Annotated in this window: 12 protein-coding genes and 1 rRNA gene; 1 reads left to right on the forward strand and 12 read right to left on the reverse strand. The window is 66.1% G+C overall.

The window, feature by feature from the left end; translation table 11 throughout:
• The 4 genes from G503_RS0102985 to G503_RS13345 all read right to left on the reverse strand — a co-directional run.
• Nucleotides 1–161, reverse strand: a 16S ribosomal RNA gene (locus G503_RS0102985); the annotation flags it as partial.
• Between the two features lie 540 nt (nt 162–701).
• The gene (locus tag G503_RS0102990) at nt 702–1,388 is read right to left on the reverse strand and encodes a cytochrome b/b6 domain-containing protein (RefSeq protein WP_028026421.1); all 687 of its coding nucleotides are present in this window, start codon (nt 1,386–1,388) and stop codon (nt 702–704) included.
• A gap of 1 nt (nt 1,389) precedes the next feature.
• Nucleotides 1,390–3,063: a nickel-dependent hydrogenase large subunit gene (locus G503_RS0102995; protein ID WP_028026422.1), complete on the reverse strand. Its 1,674-nt coding sequence runs from the start codon at nt 3,061–3,063 to the stop codon at nt 1,390–1,392.
• Between the two features lie 16 nt (nt 3,064–3,079).
• The gene (locus G503_RS13345; RefSeq protein WP_084636233.1) at nt 3,080–4,354 is read right to left on the reverse strand and encodes a hydrogenase small subunit; all 1,275 of its coding nucleotides are present in this window, start codon (nt 4,352–4,354) and stop codon (nt 3,080–3,082) included.
• A 282-nt stretch (nt 4,355–4,636) separates the two neighbouring features.
• Between G503_RS13345 and pheA the strand changes: the two genes are divergently transcribed.
• Complete coding sequence (pheA, locus tag G503_RS0103005; RefSeq protein WP_028026423.1) at nt 4,637–5,488, forward strand: prephenate dehydratase; 852 nt, start codon at nt 4,637–4,639, stop codon at nt 5,486–5,488.
• 109 nt (nt 5,489–5,597) lie between these two features.
• Here the strand turns inward: pheA and G503_RS0103010 are convergent, their stop codons facing one another.
• The 8 genes from G503_RS0103010 to G503_RS13355 all read right to left on the reverse strand — a co-directional run bounded on the left by G503_RS0103010 (nt 5,598) and on the right by G503_RS13355 (nt 15,068).
• Complete coding sequence (locus tag G503_RS0103010; RefSeq protein WP_028026424.1) at nt 5,598–6,215, reverse strand: manganese efflux pump MntP; 618 nt, start codon at nt 6,213–6,215, stop codon at nt 5,598–5,600.
• A gap of 15 nt (nt 6,216–6,230) precedes the next feature.
• Nucleotides 6,231–7,103: an HhH-GPD family protein gene (locus tag G503_RS0103015; protein WP_051190852.1), complete on the reverse strand. Its 873-nt coding sequence runs from the start codon at nt 7,101–7,103 to the stop codon at nt 6,231–6,233.
• Complete coding sequence (locus G503_RS0103020; protein WP_028026426.1) at nt 7,103–8,650, reverse strand: hypothetical protein; 1,548 nt, start codon at nt 8,648–8,650, stop codon at nt 7,103–7,105. Before G503_RS0103020 ends, G503_RS0103015 begins: the two co-directional genes overlap by 1 nt.
• A 180-nt stretch (nt 8,651–8,830) precedes the next feature.
• Nucleotides 8,831–9,673 carry an HAD family hydrolase gene (locus G503_RS0103025; RefSeq protein ID WP_084636234.1) on the reverse strand — a complete coding sequence of 281 codons (843 nt, stop codon included), beginning with the start codon at nt 9,671–9,673 and terminating at the stop codon, nt 8,831–8,833.
• A gap of 100 nt (nt 9,674–9,773) precedes the next feature.
• Complete coding sequence (locus G503_RS13350; RefSeq protein WP_156891893.1) at nt 9,774–11,726, reverse strand: ABC transporter ATP-binding protein; 1,953 nt, start codon at nt 11,724–11,726, stop codon at nt 9,774–9,776.
• A complete protein-coding gene (locus G503_RS0103035) occupies nt 11,723–13,546 on the reverse strand; it encodes an ABC transporter ATP-binding protein (RefSeq protein ID WP_028026428.1) in 1,824 nt (607 codons plus the stop codon). The genes G503_RS13350 and G503_RS0103035 overlap by 4 nt, the downstream gene beginning before the upstream one ends.
• A 278-nt stretch (nt 13,547–13,824) precedes the next feature.
• Nucleotides 13,825–14,154 carry an AzlD domain-containing protein gene (locus tag G503_RS0103040; RefSeq protein WP_028026429.1) on the reverse strand — a complete coding sequence of 110 codons (330 nt, stop codon included), beginning with the start codon at nt 14,152–14,154 and terminating at the stop codon, nt 13,825–13,827.
• Nucleotides 14,151–15,068 carry an AzlC family ABC transporter permease gene (locus G503_RS13355; protein ID WP_235715475.1) on the reverse strand — a complete coding sequence of 306 codons (918 nt, stop codon included), beginning with the start codon at nt 15,066–15,068 and terminating at the stop codon, nt 14,151–14,153. The genes G503_RS0103040 and G503_RS13355 overlap by 4 nt, the downstream gene beginning before the upstream one ends.
• Nucleotides 15,069–15,381: the final 313 nt, after the last annotated feature.

Below are 15,381 nucleotides of genomic sequence, written 5' to 3' on the forward strand. Positions count from 1 at the left end.
GCCGTTTCCAGCGGTTGTCCCGGAGCGGGGGGCAGGTTGGTCACGTGTTACTCACCCGTTCGCCACTGTATTCCCGGCCGAAGCCGGCTTAACCGTTCGACTTGCATGTGTTAGGCACGCCGCCAGCGTTCATCCTGAGCCAGGATCAAACTCTCCGTTCAAAGTGCGGCCCGGGGGCCGCGACAGATCGCGTGAGTCTCGATTCTGTTTAAAACTCTCCGCGGGGCCCGCCGCCCCGACGGGGTTCAAAGTTAAAGCTTGTCGCTTCGAATGTCCGTCTGACGCCCGAGAGCTCGTCTCGGGCTTCCATCCTCAGTATCCGGTTGTCAAGGTTCCGCGGTCCTTCCGGCCGCTGCCGTCTCTCGCGAGCGGCGCAAGGAAGTATATTACGCTCGACGGTTTTCCTTGTCAACCGAGTCACAAAATCTTGACAACTTTGTTTTCTCCATTGACAGAACCCCGTTTCGAGGGTTGCTCTCTACTTCCGAAAAAAGCAACTTGTTTATAATACTCGAACCGCTGCAAAGCGCAAGGGGCAATTTTCAATTTCTTGGATTTTTTTTCTGCCGCCCGAGGGCATCCGAGCGGCAATCAACGGCTCATGCTCCCCTTCCCTAGCGCCTTCGGCCGAGCCGTCCCTCGATATATAAGAAGGGCGGCCCCCGGAGGAGCCGCCCTCACTTCATGCTTGTGCGCGAACCTTAGTGCACGTCGTGGTCCTCGCCCACGATGTTGTGCAGATCGGGATCGTACACCAGGCCGCCGTGCTCCTTGTGCAGGAACATCAGCTTGGTGGGCTCGAAGCCCTCCACGTTGGCCAGGTAGATGTGGATGAACATGAAGCAGATGAACACGTACATCATGAAGTAGTGGATGATGCGCATGGACATGAGCCCGCCCACCAGGTTGGTGGTGGCCAGGAACACCGGCACGTTCATCGTCACGCCCCACAGGCACAGGCCCGTCCAGAACATGATGATGATCAGCAGCGGGATCAGCAGATAGCTGATCTTCTGAGGCACGCCCAGCTTGGCACCCAGCGGATGATCCTTCTTCAGGAACAGGTAGTAGGTGATCCAGGCACCGGCCTGATGGCGGTTGTCCTTCTGGGGCATCCAGGTCTTGATGTCGGTGACCTGCTGACGGGTGCCCGCGGTGGGCGCCGACTTCACGAAGAAGGCCATGACCACGCGGACGATGCAGTTGATGAACAGCACGAAGCCGAAGAACAAGTGCGCGCCGCGGGCAATGCCCATGAGGAAGGGCAAGAACGGGAAGTGGATGAGGAAACCCGAGATGATGAGGACCACCATGGCGATGAGGTTGATCCAATGGGTGATCACGAACGGAAGCGGATGGGCCTCTTTGTAATGTGCGAGATGGGCCATCTTACTTCACCCCCCAAGGGCTGGTCACGGTTTCGAAGCTCTTACCGGTACGGCGCTCGGTCACATGCACGGCGCAGGCGGTGCAGGGATCGAAGCTGTGAACCGTACGCAGGGCGTTGATGGGCATCTCGATGTCCTCCACCGGAATGCCGATGAGCGCCTGCTCCAGCGGACCGTGCTCGCCGTCGGCGTTGATGGGAGCCAGGTTCCACGTGGACGGGATGATGATCTGGTAGCCCTCGATCTTGCCGTCCACGACCTTCTCGGAGTGGTACAGGGCGCCACGGGGGGCCTCCCAGAAGCCGGAACCTTCGCCGGTCGTGCGCTCGGGGGCGCGGAAGTACTCGGAGTCGCCGCCCTTGATGGCCTCGGCGAGCTCGTTGACCCACTGCACCATGAGGTCGGCCACGTACATGGTCTCGATCTGACGGATGGCCGTACGGCCCAGGGTGGACTGGAAGGCGGACAGGTCGCCCGGCTTCGCGCCCAGGATGCCCAGCACCGCGTCCACGTTCTCCTTGATGAAGGGAACGCCGCGCACGTAAGCCGCAAAGATTCGGGACATGGAACCCGCCTCCATGGGCTTGCCGTCATAGGTGGGGCACTTGACCCAGGTGTAGCGGTCGTCGACGTTGTAGTCGGTGTAGGCCGGATCGGTGACGAAGTAGGGCGAGGTGTAGGTCTCGGAGCCCTCATACCAGGAACGACCCATGTACTCCTGGATCAGATCCTCCTGCACGTCGGTGACGCCGAACTTCTCGTCCAGCACGCCCATAGGCAGGTAGCGGTTCTTCATCTGCTCGATGTAGTCGTCGCCGTAGGGCCACCCCTGGCCCTCGAACACGCCCCAGGCGATGTAGCGGCCGCAGCCCTTGCCCCAGGTGAGGGCATCGGCGTAGGGGCCGGCCAGCGCCACGGTATCGGCGAGGACGGTGTCGTTCACCCAGTCGCGCACCTCGGTGGCCATAGCCAGAAGGTCATCGAGCTTGGACTCGGTGGGCACCCACATGTTGCCGCCGGGGATGGAGGTCATCACGTGGGGCATCTTGCCGCCGAGCAGCGCCGCCATCTCGGAAGCGCGAGCCTGCATCTTCAGGGCCTCCAGGTAGTGAGAGGTGAGGATGAGGTCGAGCTCGGGGGTCAGCTTGTAGGCCTGACCCTTGTCGGCCTCGAACCAGTTGCCCGAGAAGATGGACAGCTGGCCGTTCTTGGCGAACGCGCCCAGCTTGTCGTAGAGCTGGTTCAGATCGGAGTGCAGCGCCAGGCCGTTCTCCAGCGCCACGGCGTAGGCCTCGTCAACGTTGGCGTTCAGGGCATTCAGCGGGTTCACGTAGTCCAGAGCCGCCAGGTTGTACAGCCACAGGATATGGCTGTGCAGGAACTGGGCGCCCTCCAGCAGGTTGCGGACGATACGGGCGTTGTTGGAAATGGTGATGCCGTAGGCCTTGTCGCCGGCGATGCTGGAAGCATGGGCGTGGGACACCGGGCAAACACCGCAGATGCGCTCGACGATCTGGGCCGCGTCCTCGGGAGTGCGGTCCTGCACCACGAGTTCCATGCCGCGGAAGCAGCCGCCGGAAACCCAGGCGTCTTGCACAATGCCGTTGTCAACTTCCATCTCGACGCGGAGATGGCCCTCGATACGAGTGATCGGATCAATAACAGAACGTGTCAAGTCAGCTCACCTCCTTCTAATTCTTCTTACGGGGATCGGCGTTCTTGTGGACGAGCTCCTCATCGAGAACCGGGCCGCCGGCAACCGGATCGGCGTAGGTGCCGACTTCCTGCTCGGGATGCTTCGCGTCCCACTTGCGGATCTTCTCGAAGGGCGCGCCGCCGTCCATGCGGCCGGACATCTTCATGCCGAATCCGTGCACCACCAGGCAGGCGGCCAGGATGCCGGTGACGGCGACCGCGATGGTGGTGGGCTGGAACTGGAAGTCGCCGATGCGCAGGTCGCGCATGCGCTTGTAGAAGGGCGTGTTCACTTCCACCCAGTTGTCGCCGGGGTTCATCGGGTTGGCCTCGCAGCAGCCGATGCAGGGAGCACCGGACTGCACGCACCAACTGCGACGGTTGTTCCACAGGGTGACGCCGCAGACGGAGCGGGTCTGCGGACCGCGGCAGCCCACGGGATACAGGCAGTAGCCCAGGGCCTCTTCCTCGGAACCGAACTCGTAGACGAACTCGCCGTTCTCGAAGTGGCCGCGACGCTCGCAGTTGTCGTGGATGGTCTGGTTGAACAGGTCGCCCGGCATGTTGAACTCGTTGAGACGGCTCAGCAGCAGGTCCGCGTCCTTCATCACCACGACGTCCACCAGCACCGACATGACCCACTCGGGGTTCACCGGGCAGCCAGGCACGTTGACAACCGGCGTCGTGACGCCGACCTTCTCCAGGTACTGCTGCACGCCCAGGGCCTGAGCCGGGTTGGGGTGCGCGGCCATCCAGCCGCCGTTCACCGCGCAGGAACCCACGGCGACCACGGCGTTGGCGGACTCGGCCGCCTCGACCAGGGCCGTGATGCCCGTCTCGCCGGCCACGCGCAGGGCATTGCCCTCGAAGGCCTCGAGCACGGCACCCTCATAGATGAGAATGTAGTTGCCTGCCGCGATGGTCTGGGCCTTGGCCTCCTCCACGGAGTGTCCCGCGGCCGCCGACAGGGTCTCCGAGTAGTTCAGGGAGATCAAGTCGAGCACCACGGAAGCCACGTCGGGAGTCTCCACCTGGGCGAAGGACTCCGTGCATCCGGTGCAGGACGCGCCCTCGATCCAGATGACCGGATAGAGGTTGCCCGACGTTGCGCCGATAACAGACTCGAGCGCCTCGGCCACGCGCGGGACGGCCAGCGGGGACAGACCCGCGGCCGCGGCGATGCCGGCGCACAGCTTCATGAAGCTGCGGCGGGACACGCCACGCGAGGACAAGATGCTGTCGAGATCTGACATCGTTGCCTGATTTTCCATGCGTACACCTCCTCAAGGTGTTCTCGTCGCTCTTACATGCAGGTATCAGGTTATCCTCTCAATCAACATACGGGCTTCACAAGTTGCGGAGAACGGCGAAACATTCTCTTAACGGTCGGAAAATGTTACGCGCGATAATGCGGGTAACAAACCCATAGGAACCGTCAACCAGTCAATAGGAACGGCCACGGGACAGACTTCCCGATGTGGGGCGGGAAAAGGACGCGGAAACGTTTATCATGGGTTCCCGTTGTAGCAAACATCACTCAGGAGCACCTCATTATGACCTCATACGAGCATTCCATCGCTTTTCTCGGCCCGAAGGGCACGTACTGCAACGAGGCGGCGCTTCGCTTCGCCGCGCGCCTTCGCATCGACGATCCCGCGCTCATCGAGTGCTCCTCCTTCGATGAGGTGTTCGATTGCGTGGACGAGGGCGCGGCGCGCTTCGGCGTGGTGGGCAAGGAGAACTCGCTCGAGGGCCCCGTGACCGCCACCCTGGACAACTTCGCCTTCCGCACCGGAGCGGTCATCCTGGCCGAAGAGGTGATCAACGTGGACCACTGTCTGGTGGCCCACCCCGACGCCAGCTTGGCCGACATTCAGCGAGTGGCCTCCCATCCCCAGGGCCTGGCCCAGTGCCGGCGCTTTTTGGCCGAGAACCTGGCCGGGGTGTCCACCCTGGCCGTGTCCTCCACGGCCGAGAGCGCGCGCATGGCGGCGAGCGATGTCACCTGCGCGGGCATATCGAACGCCCTGGCCGCCGAGGTGCACGGCGCGCGGGTCCTGCACCGGGGCGTGCAGGACAACCCCGAGAACCAGACGGCCTTCGCGCTGGTGGGGCGCCTGGCCGACGCCGACCTGCTGACCGGGGAACGCTACAAGACCTCGCTGGCCCTGTTCCTGCGGGCCGACAAGCCCGGCGCCCTGCAGATGATCCTGTCGGAGTTCACCTATGCGGGGATCAACCTGACCATGCTGCAGTCGCGTCCCACGAAAAAGCAGCTGGGCGACTACATGTTCTTCGTGGAGCTGGCCGGCTCCATCCACGACATCGACGTGCAGACGGCCCTGGAGTGCCTGCGCCTGAAGCTGCGCGAGGTGAAGGTGCTCGGCAGCTATCCCATCGCCTAGGGCGCCTGACGGAAACCGCTCGGGAAGAAGCGCAACGCGCCGCACAGGCGCGTGCCGAGGCGAATCCGCCGCACGGGCGCACGAAGAGGCCGCCCCTCCCCTGCCGCCCTTAAGCGGTGAGGTGCTCGATGAGGATCTTCACGCCGAGCAGGATGAGCACCACGCCACCCGCGATGGCGGCGGGCCTCTCGAAGCGGGAGCCGAACTGGTTGCCCACGATGACCCCGACGAAGGACAGCGCGAAGGTCGTGACGCCGATGAGGGCTACGGCCAGAAGGATGTTCACACCGAGGAAGGCGAAGGTGAGCCCTGCGGCCAGCGCATCGATGCTCGTGGCGATGGCCAGCATGGTCAGCTCCCGGTAGTCCAGCTTCGCCGGCGCATCGGCGCAGTCAGCGGTACCCCGTCGCTCGCAGCAGGCGCAGTTGCGGTTGCAGCGCCGGTCGTCCTCGTCTTCGTGAAAGGCATCCCACAGCATCTTGGCGCCGATGAGCGCCAAAAGCCCGAAGGCGATCCAGTGGTCTACGGCCGTGATGTAGGACGAGAACAGACTGCCCACGGCCCAGCCCACCAAGGGCATGAGAGCCTGGAAGCCGCCGAAGAACAAGGCGATGACCAGGGCCTGGCCCCAATGGATGCGGCGCATGCCGAGGCCCTTGCACACGGCCACGGCAAACGCGTCCATGGAAAGCCCCGCACCGGTGAGGATGAGTTCGATAACGCCCATGACGGCACGGCTCCTTCAGGGAATCAGCAGGGCGCCCTCGCGACGGAAGAAGCCCTCGGTCACGAGATCGTCCACGATGGAGGCGAACAGGGCCTCGTCCACCCCGTCGCGGGCGGCCTCGGTCTCGGCGCGGTCGAGGTCGGCGCGCACGGCGGCGACCTCGACGCCCTCGGGGGCGGCCAGCACGCGGCGCACGATCCAGGCGCGCTTCTGACGGCGGGACCCCTCGAAGACGGACTGGCGGCTGTAGGAGGCGCTGCGCCGCGTGGGATTCACACCCGTGGCCTTCAGATGCGCGCCGTAGTCGAGCAGACCGTAATACCAGCGGCGCGGGTCGGCCGCAGCCGTCGGATGGAAGGCCGCGGCGGCCACCAAGGGCTCCAGCATCTTGTCGCTCACCTTATCTTCATGGGGAAACAGCTCGTGCAGGAACACGGCCCGTACGTTGGTTTCCACGTAGACGCCGGGCACCTGGTGGGCGAAGGCCATCACGCCGGCCGCCGTGGCCGGACCGATGCCGGGCAGGGCCAGCAGCCCCTCGTAGCTGTCGGGCAGGCGCCCCCGACCGTCGGCGGCGCACTGGTCGGCCGTGCGCTTCAGCGCCAGGGCGCGGCGGTTGTAGCCGAGGCCCTGCCACCGTTCCAGCACATCGGGCACGGCGGCGGCCGCCAGCGCGTCCAGCGTGGGAAACGCCTCCAAGAAACGCTCCCAGAACCGGCCCACGCGAGTCACCTGGGTCTGCTGCAGCATGATCTCGGACACGAGCACCGCATAGGGGTCGTCGATATGGCGCCAAGGCAGATCGCGGTAGAGCTCGTCGCCGACGCGCAGCAGACGGGCAACGAACTCATCCAAGGGCTCGGCGCCCTCGGGCCACAGCGCCCCCACTACAGCAAGTCCTCCAAATCGCCCAAGCTCGCCGAGAAGTCGGCGATCACGGCGTTCTCCAGCTCGGCGTACTCGGACGATTCCAGCGGCTGGTAGGCGGCGAGCTTGTCGAAGAGGTTGTCGCGGGTGACCGGCTGGTAGCGACGGGCGACAAGCCCCTGCTTGTAGGCGTCTTCCAGAGCCTCACGGGCGGCCATGTAGATGTCGTAGCGCGGCATGTTCGCCGACAGGCGCACCAGCTCGTCGCGGCTCACGGCGCGGATGGAGGGATGGGCCCGAGCGAGGTCCATCCAGATATCGGCGCGCTCGGCCTCGGTGGGATAGTCGATCTCGACGGGCGTGAAGGGGTAGAGCAGATCGAGGAAGAACGGATCTATCACCTCGGGGGAATGGGCCGAGGCCAGCACGTACACGTCGGGATTCTCCACCGCCTGGCGGATGAGGTTCACCGCCTCGCGGGCACCCCGGGACATGGCGGCCATGAGAAAGCCCGCCATATCGTCGGCTGTTTCCGCCAAAGGCGAGCCCCACAGGTCGATATCTTCCAGCACGAGCACCCCGCCGCCCTCGAAGCCGCGACGTAGGGCCCCCAGCCCGTCGGCATCGGCGGCCTGGGCCGTGACGCACAGCATGGGCACGCCCTGGAAGGACTCCTCCATGCGCATGCGCACCGCGGGAAGCCCCAGCTCGCCCACGGTGGCCATCATGAAGCGGCTGGCATCTTCGCGGGCCGGCGAGCAGAACAGCAGGTTATCGGCCACGGGCATGCCCTCCAGGCCGTGACGGCTGTTCAGCATGGCCACGAAGGCGTCGAACTCCGGGTCGCCGGCCAAGCCGATGCCGAGGGCGCGCATGCGCTCCACGGCGGCGGCGAAGCCGGGCACCGAGTTGTAGGTGAAGATGTCCACCGGCTGCGCCCCCTCGGGCGCCGCCGCCGGACCGGCCACGGCCCCGCCGGGCACGACCCCGGGCCCAACCATCCCCGGCATCACCGCGCCGGCGGGCGTGCCGGCCGGACCATCTGGGCCCGGCACCTTGCCCCCAGGTCCATCGGCCCCGGGTCCCGAATCATCCGGAGCGTCGCCGGGCACCGACGCCACCGCGGCAATGAAAGGGGCGCCTGCCAGCGGCGGTGCCATAATCATCCCCAGGGCTTCCTGGGACAGGGCCTCGGACATTTCCTCCAGATCGTCGCGGGAGATGCCGAACTGCTCCAGGCGATCGAGGGCCAGGCCCTGCAGCTGCTCGGTGCAGGCGGCCAGCTCGTCGGTGGACAGATAGGGCTCCAGGCGCTCGAAGATGTACTCGGCCAGGGATCGCTCGCCCGTAGAGCAGGCCACCCGCCACGCCTGCTTCAGGCCGAAGATGGCGTCTTCCGAAGGCGAGTCGGCTTCCGAGGCCTGCTCGAAGGCCGCCAGATAGAGATGAAGGCCCAGGCGGGCATCTCCTGCTTCGCAGGCCGCCGTGGCCCGAGCCAGGTAATCTGTTGACGCGTTGGCAGCGCCATCGCCGCAAGGGGGCACATTCGCATCCGTATTTTCGAACATAAGCTGCTACCTCTCATAGGCCGCGGACCCGAAACTGGCCCGCTCATCGTGTGTCGGCGCTATTTTATCGAACAAAAGATCGCTTGAATAGGGTATTTTCTCATTTCAACAACCCACTCCACGGCTTTTCCCTCTGTGGGGCCAATACGGGACAGCGAGCGGGTTTTCGCCCGCATCAGGCTACTTCTCCCCCGACGCCCAATCGAGGATCGCATAGCCCTCGGCATTGGCCGTACGCGTCAGCGGACGATCGGGCGTGACCGCGAAGGCCTCCTTGGCCGCGGCCAGCATCGCACGATCGGAGTGATGGTCGCCGTAGGCCCAGGCCAGCTCCCAGCCGTCCTCTCCGAACAGCTCGTCGCACACCTTCCGCAGGGCCTGGACCTTTTGAGGGCCCTCCACGGGCAGGCTGGCCACCTGGTCGGTGTAGTTTCCCCGGCCGTCGACCCGCATGCGCGTGGCGATGGCGTACTGGATGGGATGGCGCTGCATGGCGGCGGCGATGATGGGCTCAAAGGTTGCCGACACCACGAGCACCGCATGGCCCGCCGCCTCGTGGTCCGCCATGGCCCGCTCGGCCTCGGGACGGAAGCGCTCGTCGATGTACTCGTCGTAGAACTCGCACAGGAAGCGGTTCACCTCGGCCGCCGATATACCGGCAAAGGCACGGAACACCAGACCGCGCACCCAGCTCTCGTTCTGGGGCAGGCGGGCCTTGTAGCAGCCGGCCCACACCAGGATGCGGGCCACCACCGACGGCGCCAGCAGCTTGTGGCGCGCCAGGTAGCGCACGAGCAGCACCGGCGAGTTGCCGCGGATGCAGGTGCCATCGAAGTCGAAGGCCGCCACTTGCACGCGCCCCTCGGGAGTACGCGCGAAGGGACCGCCGATCAGGCGCGTGGCACCGAGCGCGGCGGGCGTCACGCGGCAAACGCCCTCGGGAAGCCGGGTCTCGGTGCCGCAATCTGCAGCATCGTCGCCGCCCTCGGGGATAAGCACGTAGGAATTCTGCGCTCTGGCCATAATGAGTCGTCGATCCTTCGAGTTGGTCGCTTCAAACGAGCCTCTATGATACCAAAAACCCCGAAGAGCGCCCACACCTCCGCGAATTACCAGGAAACTTTTACCGTGCCGTGGGAATAGCGGGAGGATGTCGAAGGGTCGGTGGCCCCGCAGTCCCTCTCCCCTCGCCTTCGAAGCGATCGTTGCAGGCGGCGAACTGGGAGGCGTACAGATCGGCGTAGAACCCGCCCGCGGCCAAAAGCTCGTCGTGGGTACCCTGCTCCGCGATGTCGCCGTCGCGCATCACTAAGATGAGATCGGCCCGGCGGATGGTGGACAGCCGGTGCGCGATCACGAACGAGGTGCGGCCCTCCATAAGGCGGTCCATGGCCCTTTGAATGCGCGCCTCGGTGCGCGTATCCACCGACGAGGTAGCCTCGTCCAAGATGAGCATGCGGCGATCGGCCAAAAGCGCCCGGGCGATAGTGAGCAGCTGCCGCTGGCCCGCCGAGATGTTCGACGCGTCCTCGTTGATGACGAAGTCGTAGCCGCCGGGCAGCGTGCGGATGAAGTGGTCGGCGCAGGCCTCGCGGGCCGCGGCCTCCACCGCCTCGTCGGTGGCGTCCAAGCGGCCGTAGCGGATGTTCTCGCGGATCGTGCCCGAGAAAAGCCAGGTATCCTGCAGCACCATGGCGAACAGGCCGCGCACCTGGGCCCGCGTCAGATCGCGGATATCGACGCCGCCGATGCGGATGGCCCCGGCGTCCACGTCGTAGAAGCGCATGAGCAGCTTCACCATGGTGGTCTTGCCCGCTCCTGTGGGCCCCACGATGGCCACGGTGCGCCCCGCGGCCACCTGGGCCGAGAAGTCGCGGATGACCGGGGCATCGGGGCTGTATCCGAAGCGCACGGAGTCGAAGGCGACGTCGCTGGCAAGGCCGTTGGCGTCCACCGTGGCCGGCGCGTCGTCCATCTCGGGAAGATCGAGGAAGGCGAATATGCGCTCGGCGGCCGCGGCGAGGGACTGCAGCACATTGGACACCTGGGCCAGCTGGGTGATGGGCTGGGTGAAGTTCTTCACGTACTGGATGAAGGCCTGAATGTCGCCCACGGTGATGGCGCCGGTCACGGCGAAGAACGCACCAGACACGGCCACGGCCACATAGCCCAGATTCCCCACGAAGCCGAGCACCGGCATCATGAGGCCCGAGAGGAACTGGGCCTTCCAGCCGGCGTTGAACAGAGCATCGTTATCGCGCTCGTAGGCCTCCACGGTGGCGCCCTCGCGCCCGAAGGCCTTCACCACGGCGTGGCCCGAGAAAGTCTCCTCCACCTGGCCGTTCAGGGCGCCTAACAGCCGCTGCTGGGCCACGAAGTGCTTCTGGGACAGGCGCACCACCACGACCACGAGCGCGCTGGAGACGGGGATCATGGCCAGGGCCACCAGCGTCATGACCCAGTTGATGGACAGCATCATGGCCAGCACGCCCACCACGGTGACCACCGAGGTGATGAGCTGGGTGACGCCCTGGTTCAGGCTCTGGCCCAAAGTGTCCACGTCGTTGGTGATGCGCGAGAGGGTGTCGCCGGTGGAGCTCTTCTCGAAATAGCCGAAGGGCACGCGCTCGATCTTGCGGGCGATGGCGTCGCGCAGACGGTAGCAGGTCTGCTGGGACACGTAGCTCATCACCCAGGACTGCACCCAGGCGCAGGCCGCCGAGGCCACATACAGCCCCAGCGTGACCAGCAGGATGCGGCCGATGGCGTCGAAATCGATGGAACCGGTGCCCGCCGCAGCGGCCACGGTACCGTCGAAGAGCACGGTGGTGGCCTCGGAGAGCACTTTCGGGCCCACGATGGAGAACACCGTGGAGCCGATGGCGAAGACGAGCACCAGTGCGATACGCCCCTTGAACTGCCCCATGAAGGCCAGCATCCGCCGCATGGTGGCGCCGAAGTGCAGCGGCTTCTCGCCGCCCATCACGGCCCCGGCCGGTCCGTGCCCACCGGGCCCGCGACCAGGGCCGCCCGCTCCGCGTCCCGCCCGGGGAATCCCCGCCGGATGTCCGCTCATAGCGCCCCTCCCTTCTCTTGGCAGCTCAGTTCTTCTTCGGAGAGCTGGGACAGGGCGATCTCGCGGTAGGCGGGGCAGGCCTCCATCAGCTCGGCGTGGGTGCCCGTGCCCACCACGCGGCCCTCGTCCAGCACGACGATGCGGTCGGCCGTAAGCACCGTGGAGATGCGCTGGGCCACGATGATCACCGTGGAGCCCGCCGCAAAGGCCGCCAGGCCGGCGCGGACCTGAGCATCGGTGGCGTAGTCAAGCGCCGAGAACGAGTCGTCGAAGAGGTAGGCCCGCGGCCGGCGCACCAAGGCCCGGGCCATGGCCAGGCGCTGGCGCTGGCCGCCCGACACGTTGGTACCGCCCTGGGCGATGGGGGCGGCCAGGCCCTCCTCTCGCTCTTCCACGAAGGCCAGGGCCTCGGCGGCGGCCAGAGCCGCGCGGATGTCGTCCGTATCGGCCGTCTCATCGCCGTAGGCGATGTTCGACTCCACCGTGCCCGCGAACAGGAAGGCCTTCTGGGGCACGTAGCCCAGCTGAGCCCGCAGATCGGCCTGGGCCCACTGGCGCACGTCGATGCCGTCCACGGTAACGGCGCCCTCGTTCACATCATAGAAGCGCTCGATCAGCTTCACGATGGTGGACTTCCCCGACCCGGTGGACCCCACGATGGCCAGCGTCGTGCCCGGCTCGGCCGTAAACGACACGTCCGTGAGCACTGGCTCGCTGTCGTCCTCGTAGCGAAACGACACCTGTTCGAACGCGATGCGGGCACCGCGCGCTTCCCCGCTCTCCCCCTTCTCGGCCGGGTTCTGCGGGTCGCGCACGGAAGGCTCGGTGCCCAGGATCTCGTTCACGCGCTGGGCGGCCACGTCGGCGCGGGGCAGCATGATGGAGATCATGCCCATCATAAGGCAGCCCATGATGATGACCATGGCGTAGGTGATAAACGCGATGAGGTCGCCGGTTTGCAGGCTGCCCGCGGCCACCGAGCCGGCGCCGAACCACACGATGGCCACCGAGGTGAGGTTCATGATCAGCATCATGGCGGGCATCATGAACGCCATGGCGCGGTTGGTGAACAGCTGGGTGCGCATGAGACGGGCCGAGGCGTCGTCGAAACGGGCCTCCTCGTAGCCGTCGCGGTTGAAGGCGCGCACCACCGGCAGTCCCGTCAGCATCTCGCGGGCCACCAGGTTCACGCGGTCGATCAGCTTCTGCATGATCTTGAACCGCGGCAGGGTGAGGCGGAACAGCACGGCGATCACCGCGAACGTGGCGGCCACGGCCACCACCACGATCCAGCCCAACTGGGGATTGGTGACCATCACCATGACCACGCCGCCGAGCGCCAGGATGGGCGCGTAGAGCACCATGCGCAGCATCATCATGCACACGTTCTGGATGAGCACCACGTCATTGGTGCCGCGGGTGATGAGCGAGGCGGCCGAGAAGCGGTTGATCTCGGCATCGGAGAAAGCCACCACGCGGGCGAACAGGCGGCGGCGCAGGTCGCGGCCGATGCTCGCGCCGGTGCGCGAGGCCACGAAGCTGATGGCCACGTCGATGATCATGGCAAAAGCCGCCACGACCAGCATGACCACGCCGATGCGACCCAGATAGGCCATCTGCATGGGGAACAGATCGACGCCGGCGGCCTTATAGCCCTCCAAAACCTCCACGTCCTCCACGCCCGACTGGGCGATGCCCACGTCCACGATCTGGGAGGTGAACACCGGCAGTGCCAAATCGCAGGCCGCCTTCAGCGCCAACAGCAGCACTACCAGCGCCACGGCGCCCTTGTGGCCGCCGAGAAACCGAATCACACCCATAGGCACCTCGCTCGCTTGGGCGCTCCCGGCGCCCGTCTCGTTTGCGAGCATTCTAATGCAGCCCCGCCACCGCACCCGCGACGGTCCCCGAAAGTGCAGCGAAACAGTTGAGGAACGGGAACGCGGGGCGCAGCAGCGCACGCAGCGGGCAACGGGCGCCAGGGCGAGGGGCTGCGGCGGAAACGGGCGGCGGGAGGGGGCGGCGGGAAAGAGCGGCGGAAGTGACGCGAACAAGCGCGGCGAAAGAGGGGAGCAGACGGCGGGAAAGAGCGCACTTGCTACACGGCAAAGAAGGCCAGGGCCGCGTACACGCCCACGCCGGCCACGGCCGTCCACAGAAGCGACTGGGTCTTGGCGGCCACGAGGGCCGAGGCCACCGCGGCCACAAGCGGGATGGCCGCCGGCCAGATGCCGGCATCGAACATGCCAGGGTTCAGAAGGTCGTTGGCCACAAGGGCCGCGAAGGCCGCCGGCGGAATGAAGCCCAGGGCGCGCTCCAGGTTCTCGGGCAGCGCCTTGCCCTTCAGCAAAAACAGCGGGATAACGCGACAGGCCCACATGGCCAGCACGCAGCCGACCAGCACGATCCAGAACTGATCCCAGCTCATCGACCCTCACCGCCCTTCTCTTCCGCAACGCCCGAGCCCGGCTGCGAGGCCGCCGCCCCCGTAGGGGCGCAACCCGGCGGCGTCTCCGGAGAGGCGCCCTTCAGCCCGGCCGCCGCGTCGCCGGCCGTCGCGGCCGCGTCGCCTGTCGCCGCAGTGGATGGCGCCACCGTGTCCCTCTTCCCCACCGTGAGGGCGAAGGCCATGGCGCACACCACGCCGGCCACGGCACCGATGAGGATGGCCGGGCCGGTGAGACCAGCGGCCTTGCACACGTACACGCCGAGGGCCGCCACGGCCATGGCGATGATATTCGCGGACGTGAACTTCTGGGTGACCAGAAGGCAGATGAAAATGGCCGTCATAGCGAAGGCAGCGATGTTCACGGGAATGGCCACCGCCGCGCCCACGGCGCAGCCGATGACGTTGGAGATGGTCCAGGAGCTCTGGGAGAACAGGTTCACCATGAGGGCACGGTCCACCGACCAGTTGCCCTCGGCGAAGCGCTGGGTGTTCACGCCGTAGGACTCGTCGGTCACCGTGGCGGCGAACAGGGCCGCCAGCCAGCGCGGCGTGCGCTCGCAAGTGGGGGCGAACGAGGCGGCGTAGAGCATCTGGCGCGTGTTCACCAGCGACACGCTAGCCGTGATGGAGGCGATCGACGACCCGGCCAGGAACATGTTGCAGATCATGAACTGACCGGCGCCCGAGTACAAAAGGGCGCACAGCAGGAACACCTGCAAGGGATTCAGACCGATGGTGTTCGACAGGATGCCGCAAGGCAGGCCGATGGCCACGTACCCCAGCATGATAGGCGCCGCTGCAGAAAACGCGGAAAGTATGTGCTCTCGAGAAAACATGACGCCCATTATAGCCAACTGACCCACCTCGCGCACCACCAGTTTGCGCAACCGCACAAAAGAACGCCCCAAGCAGCCCGCGAACCAGCTATCCCGTAGGGGCGGCCTTCAGCCCGCAACCGCAACCCGGGTTGCGGCTGGCAGCCTCTCCATGCCCCCGCAGGGGCGGGCTTCAGGCCGCCCGGTAGCCGGGTTCGCGGTTGAGGGCGCCTCCCGCTCGCGGAAGGGCTAAAGCCCTCCCCTACGGGACCGTCCCGGAGTCTGCGTCCGCGTCAGGGCGCCCGGGATGGGCACACCTCTTGGCGTCATCAAGAGCACCAAAGGCGCGACACACAACTGAAAGGGGCGGCCCGAAGGCCGCCCCTGGTTG

It is taken from the genome of Adlercreutzia mucosicola DSM 19490, assembly GCF_000422625.1.
Classification (GTDB): Bacteria; Actinomycetota; Coriobacteriia; order Coriobacteriales; family Eggerthellaceae; genus Adlercreutzia; species Adlercreutzia mucosicola.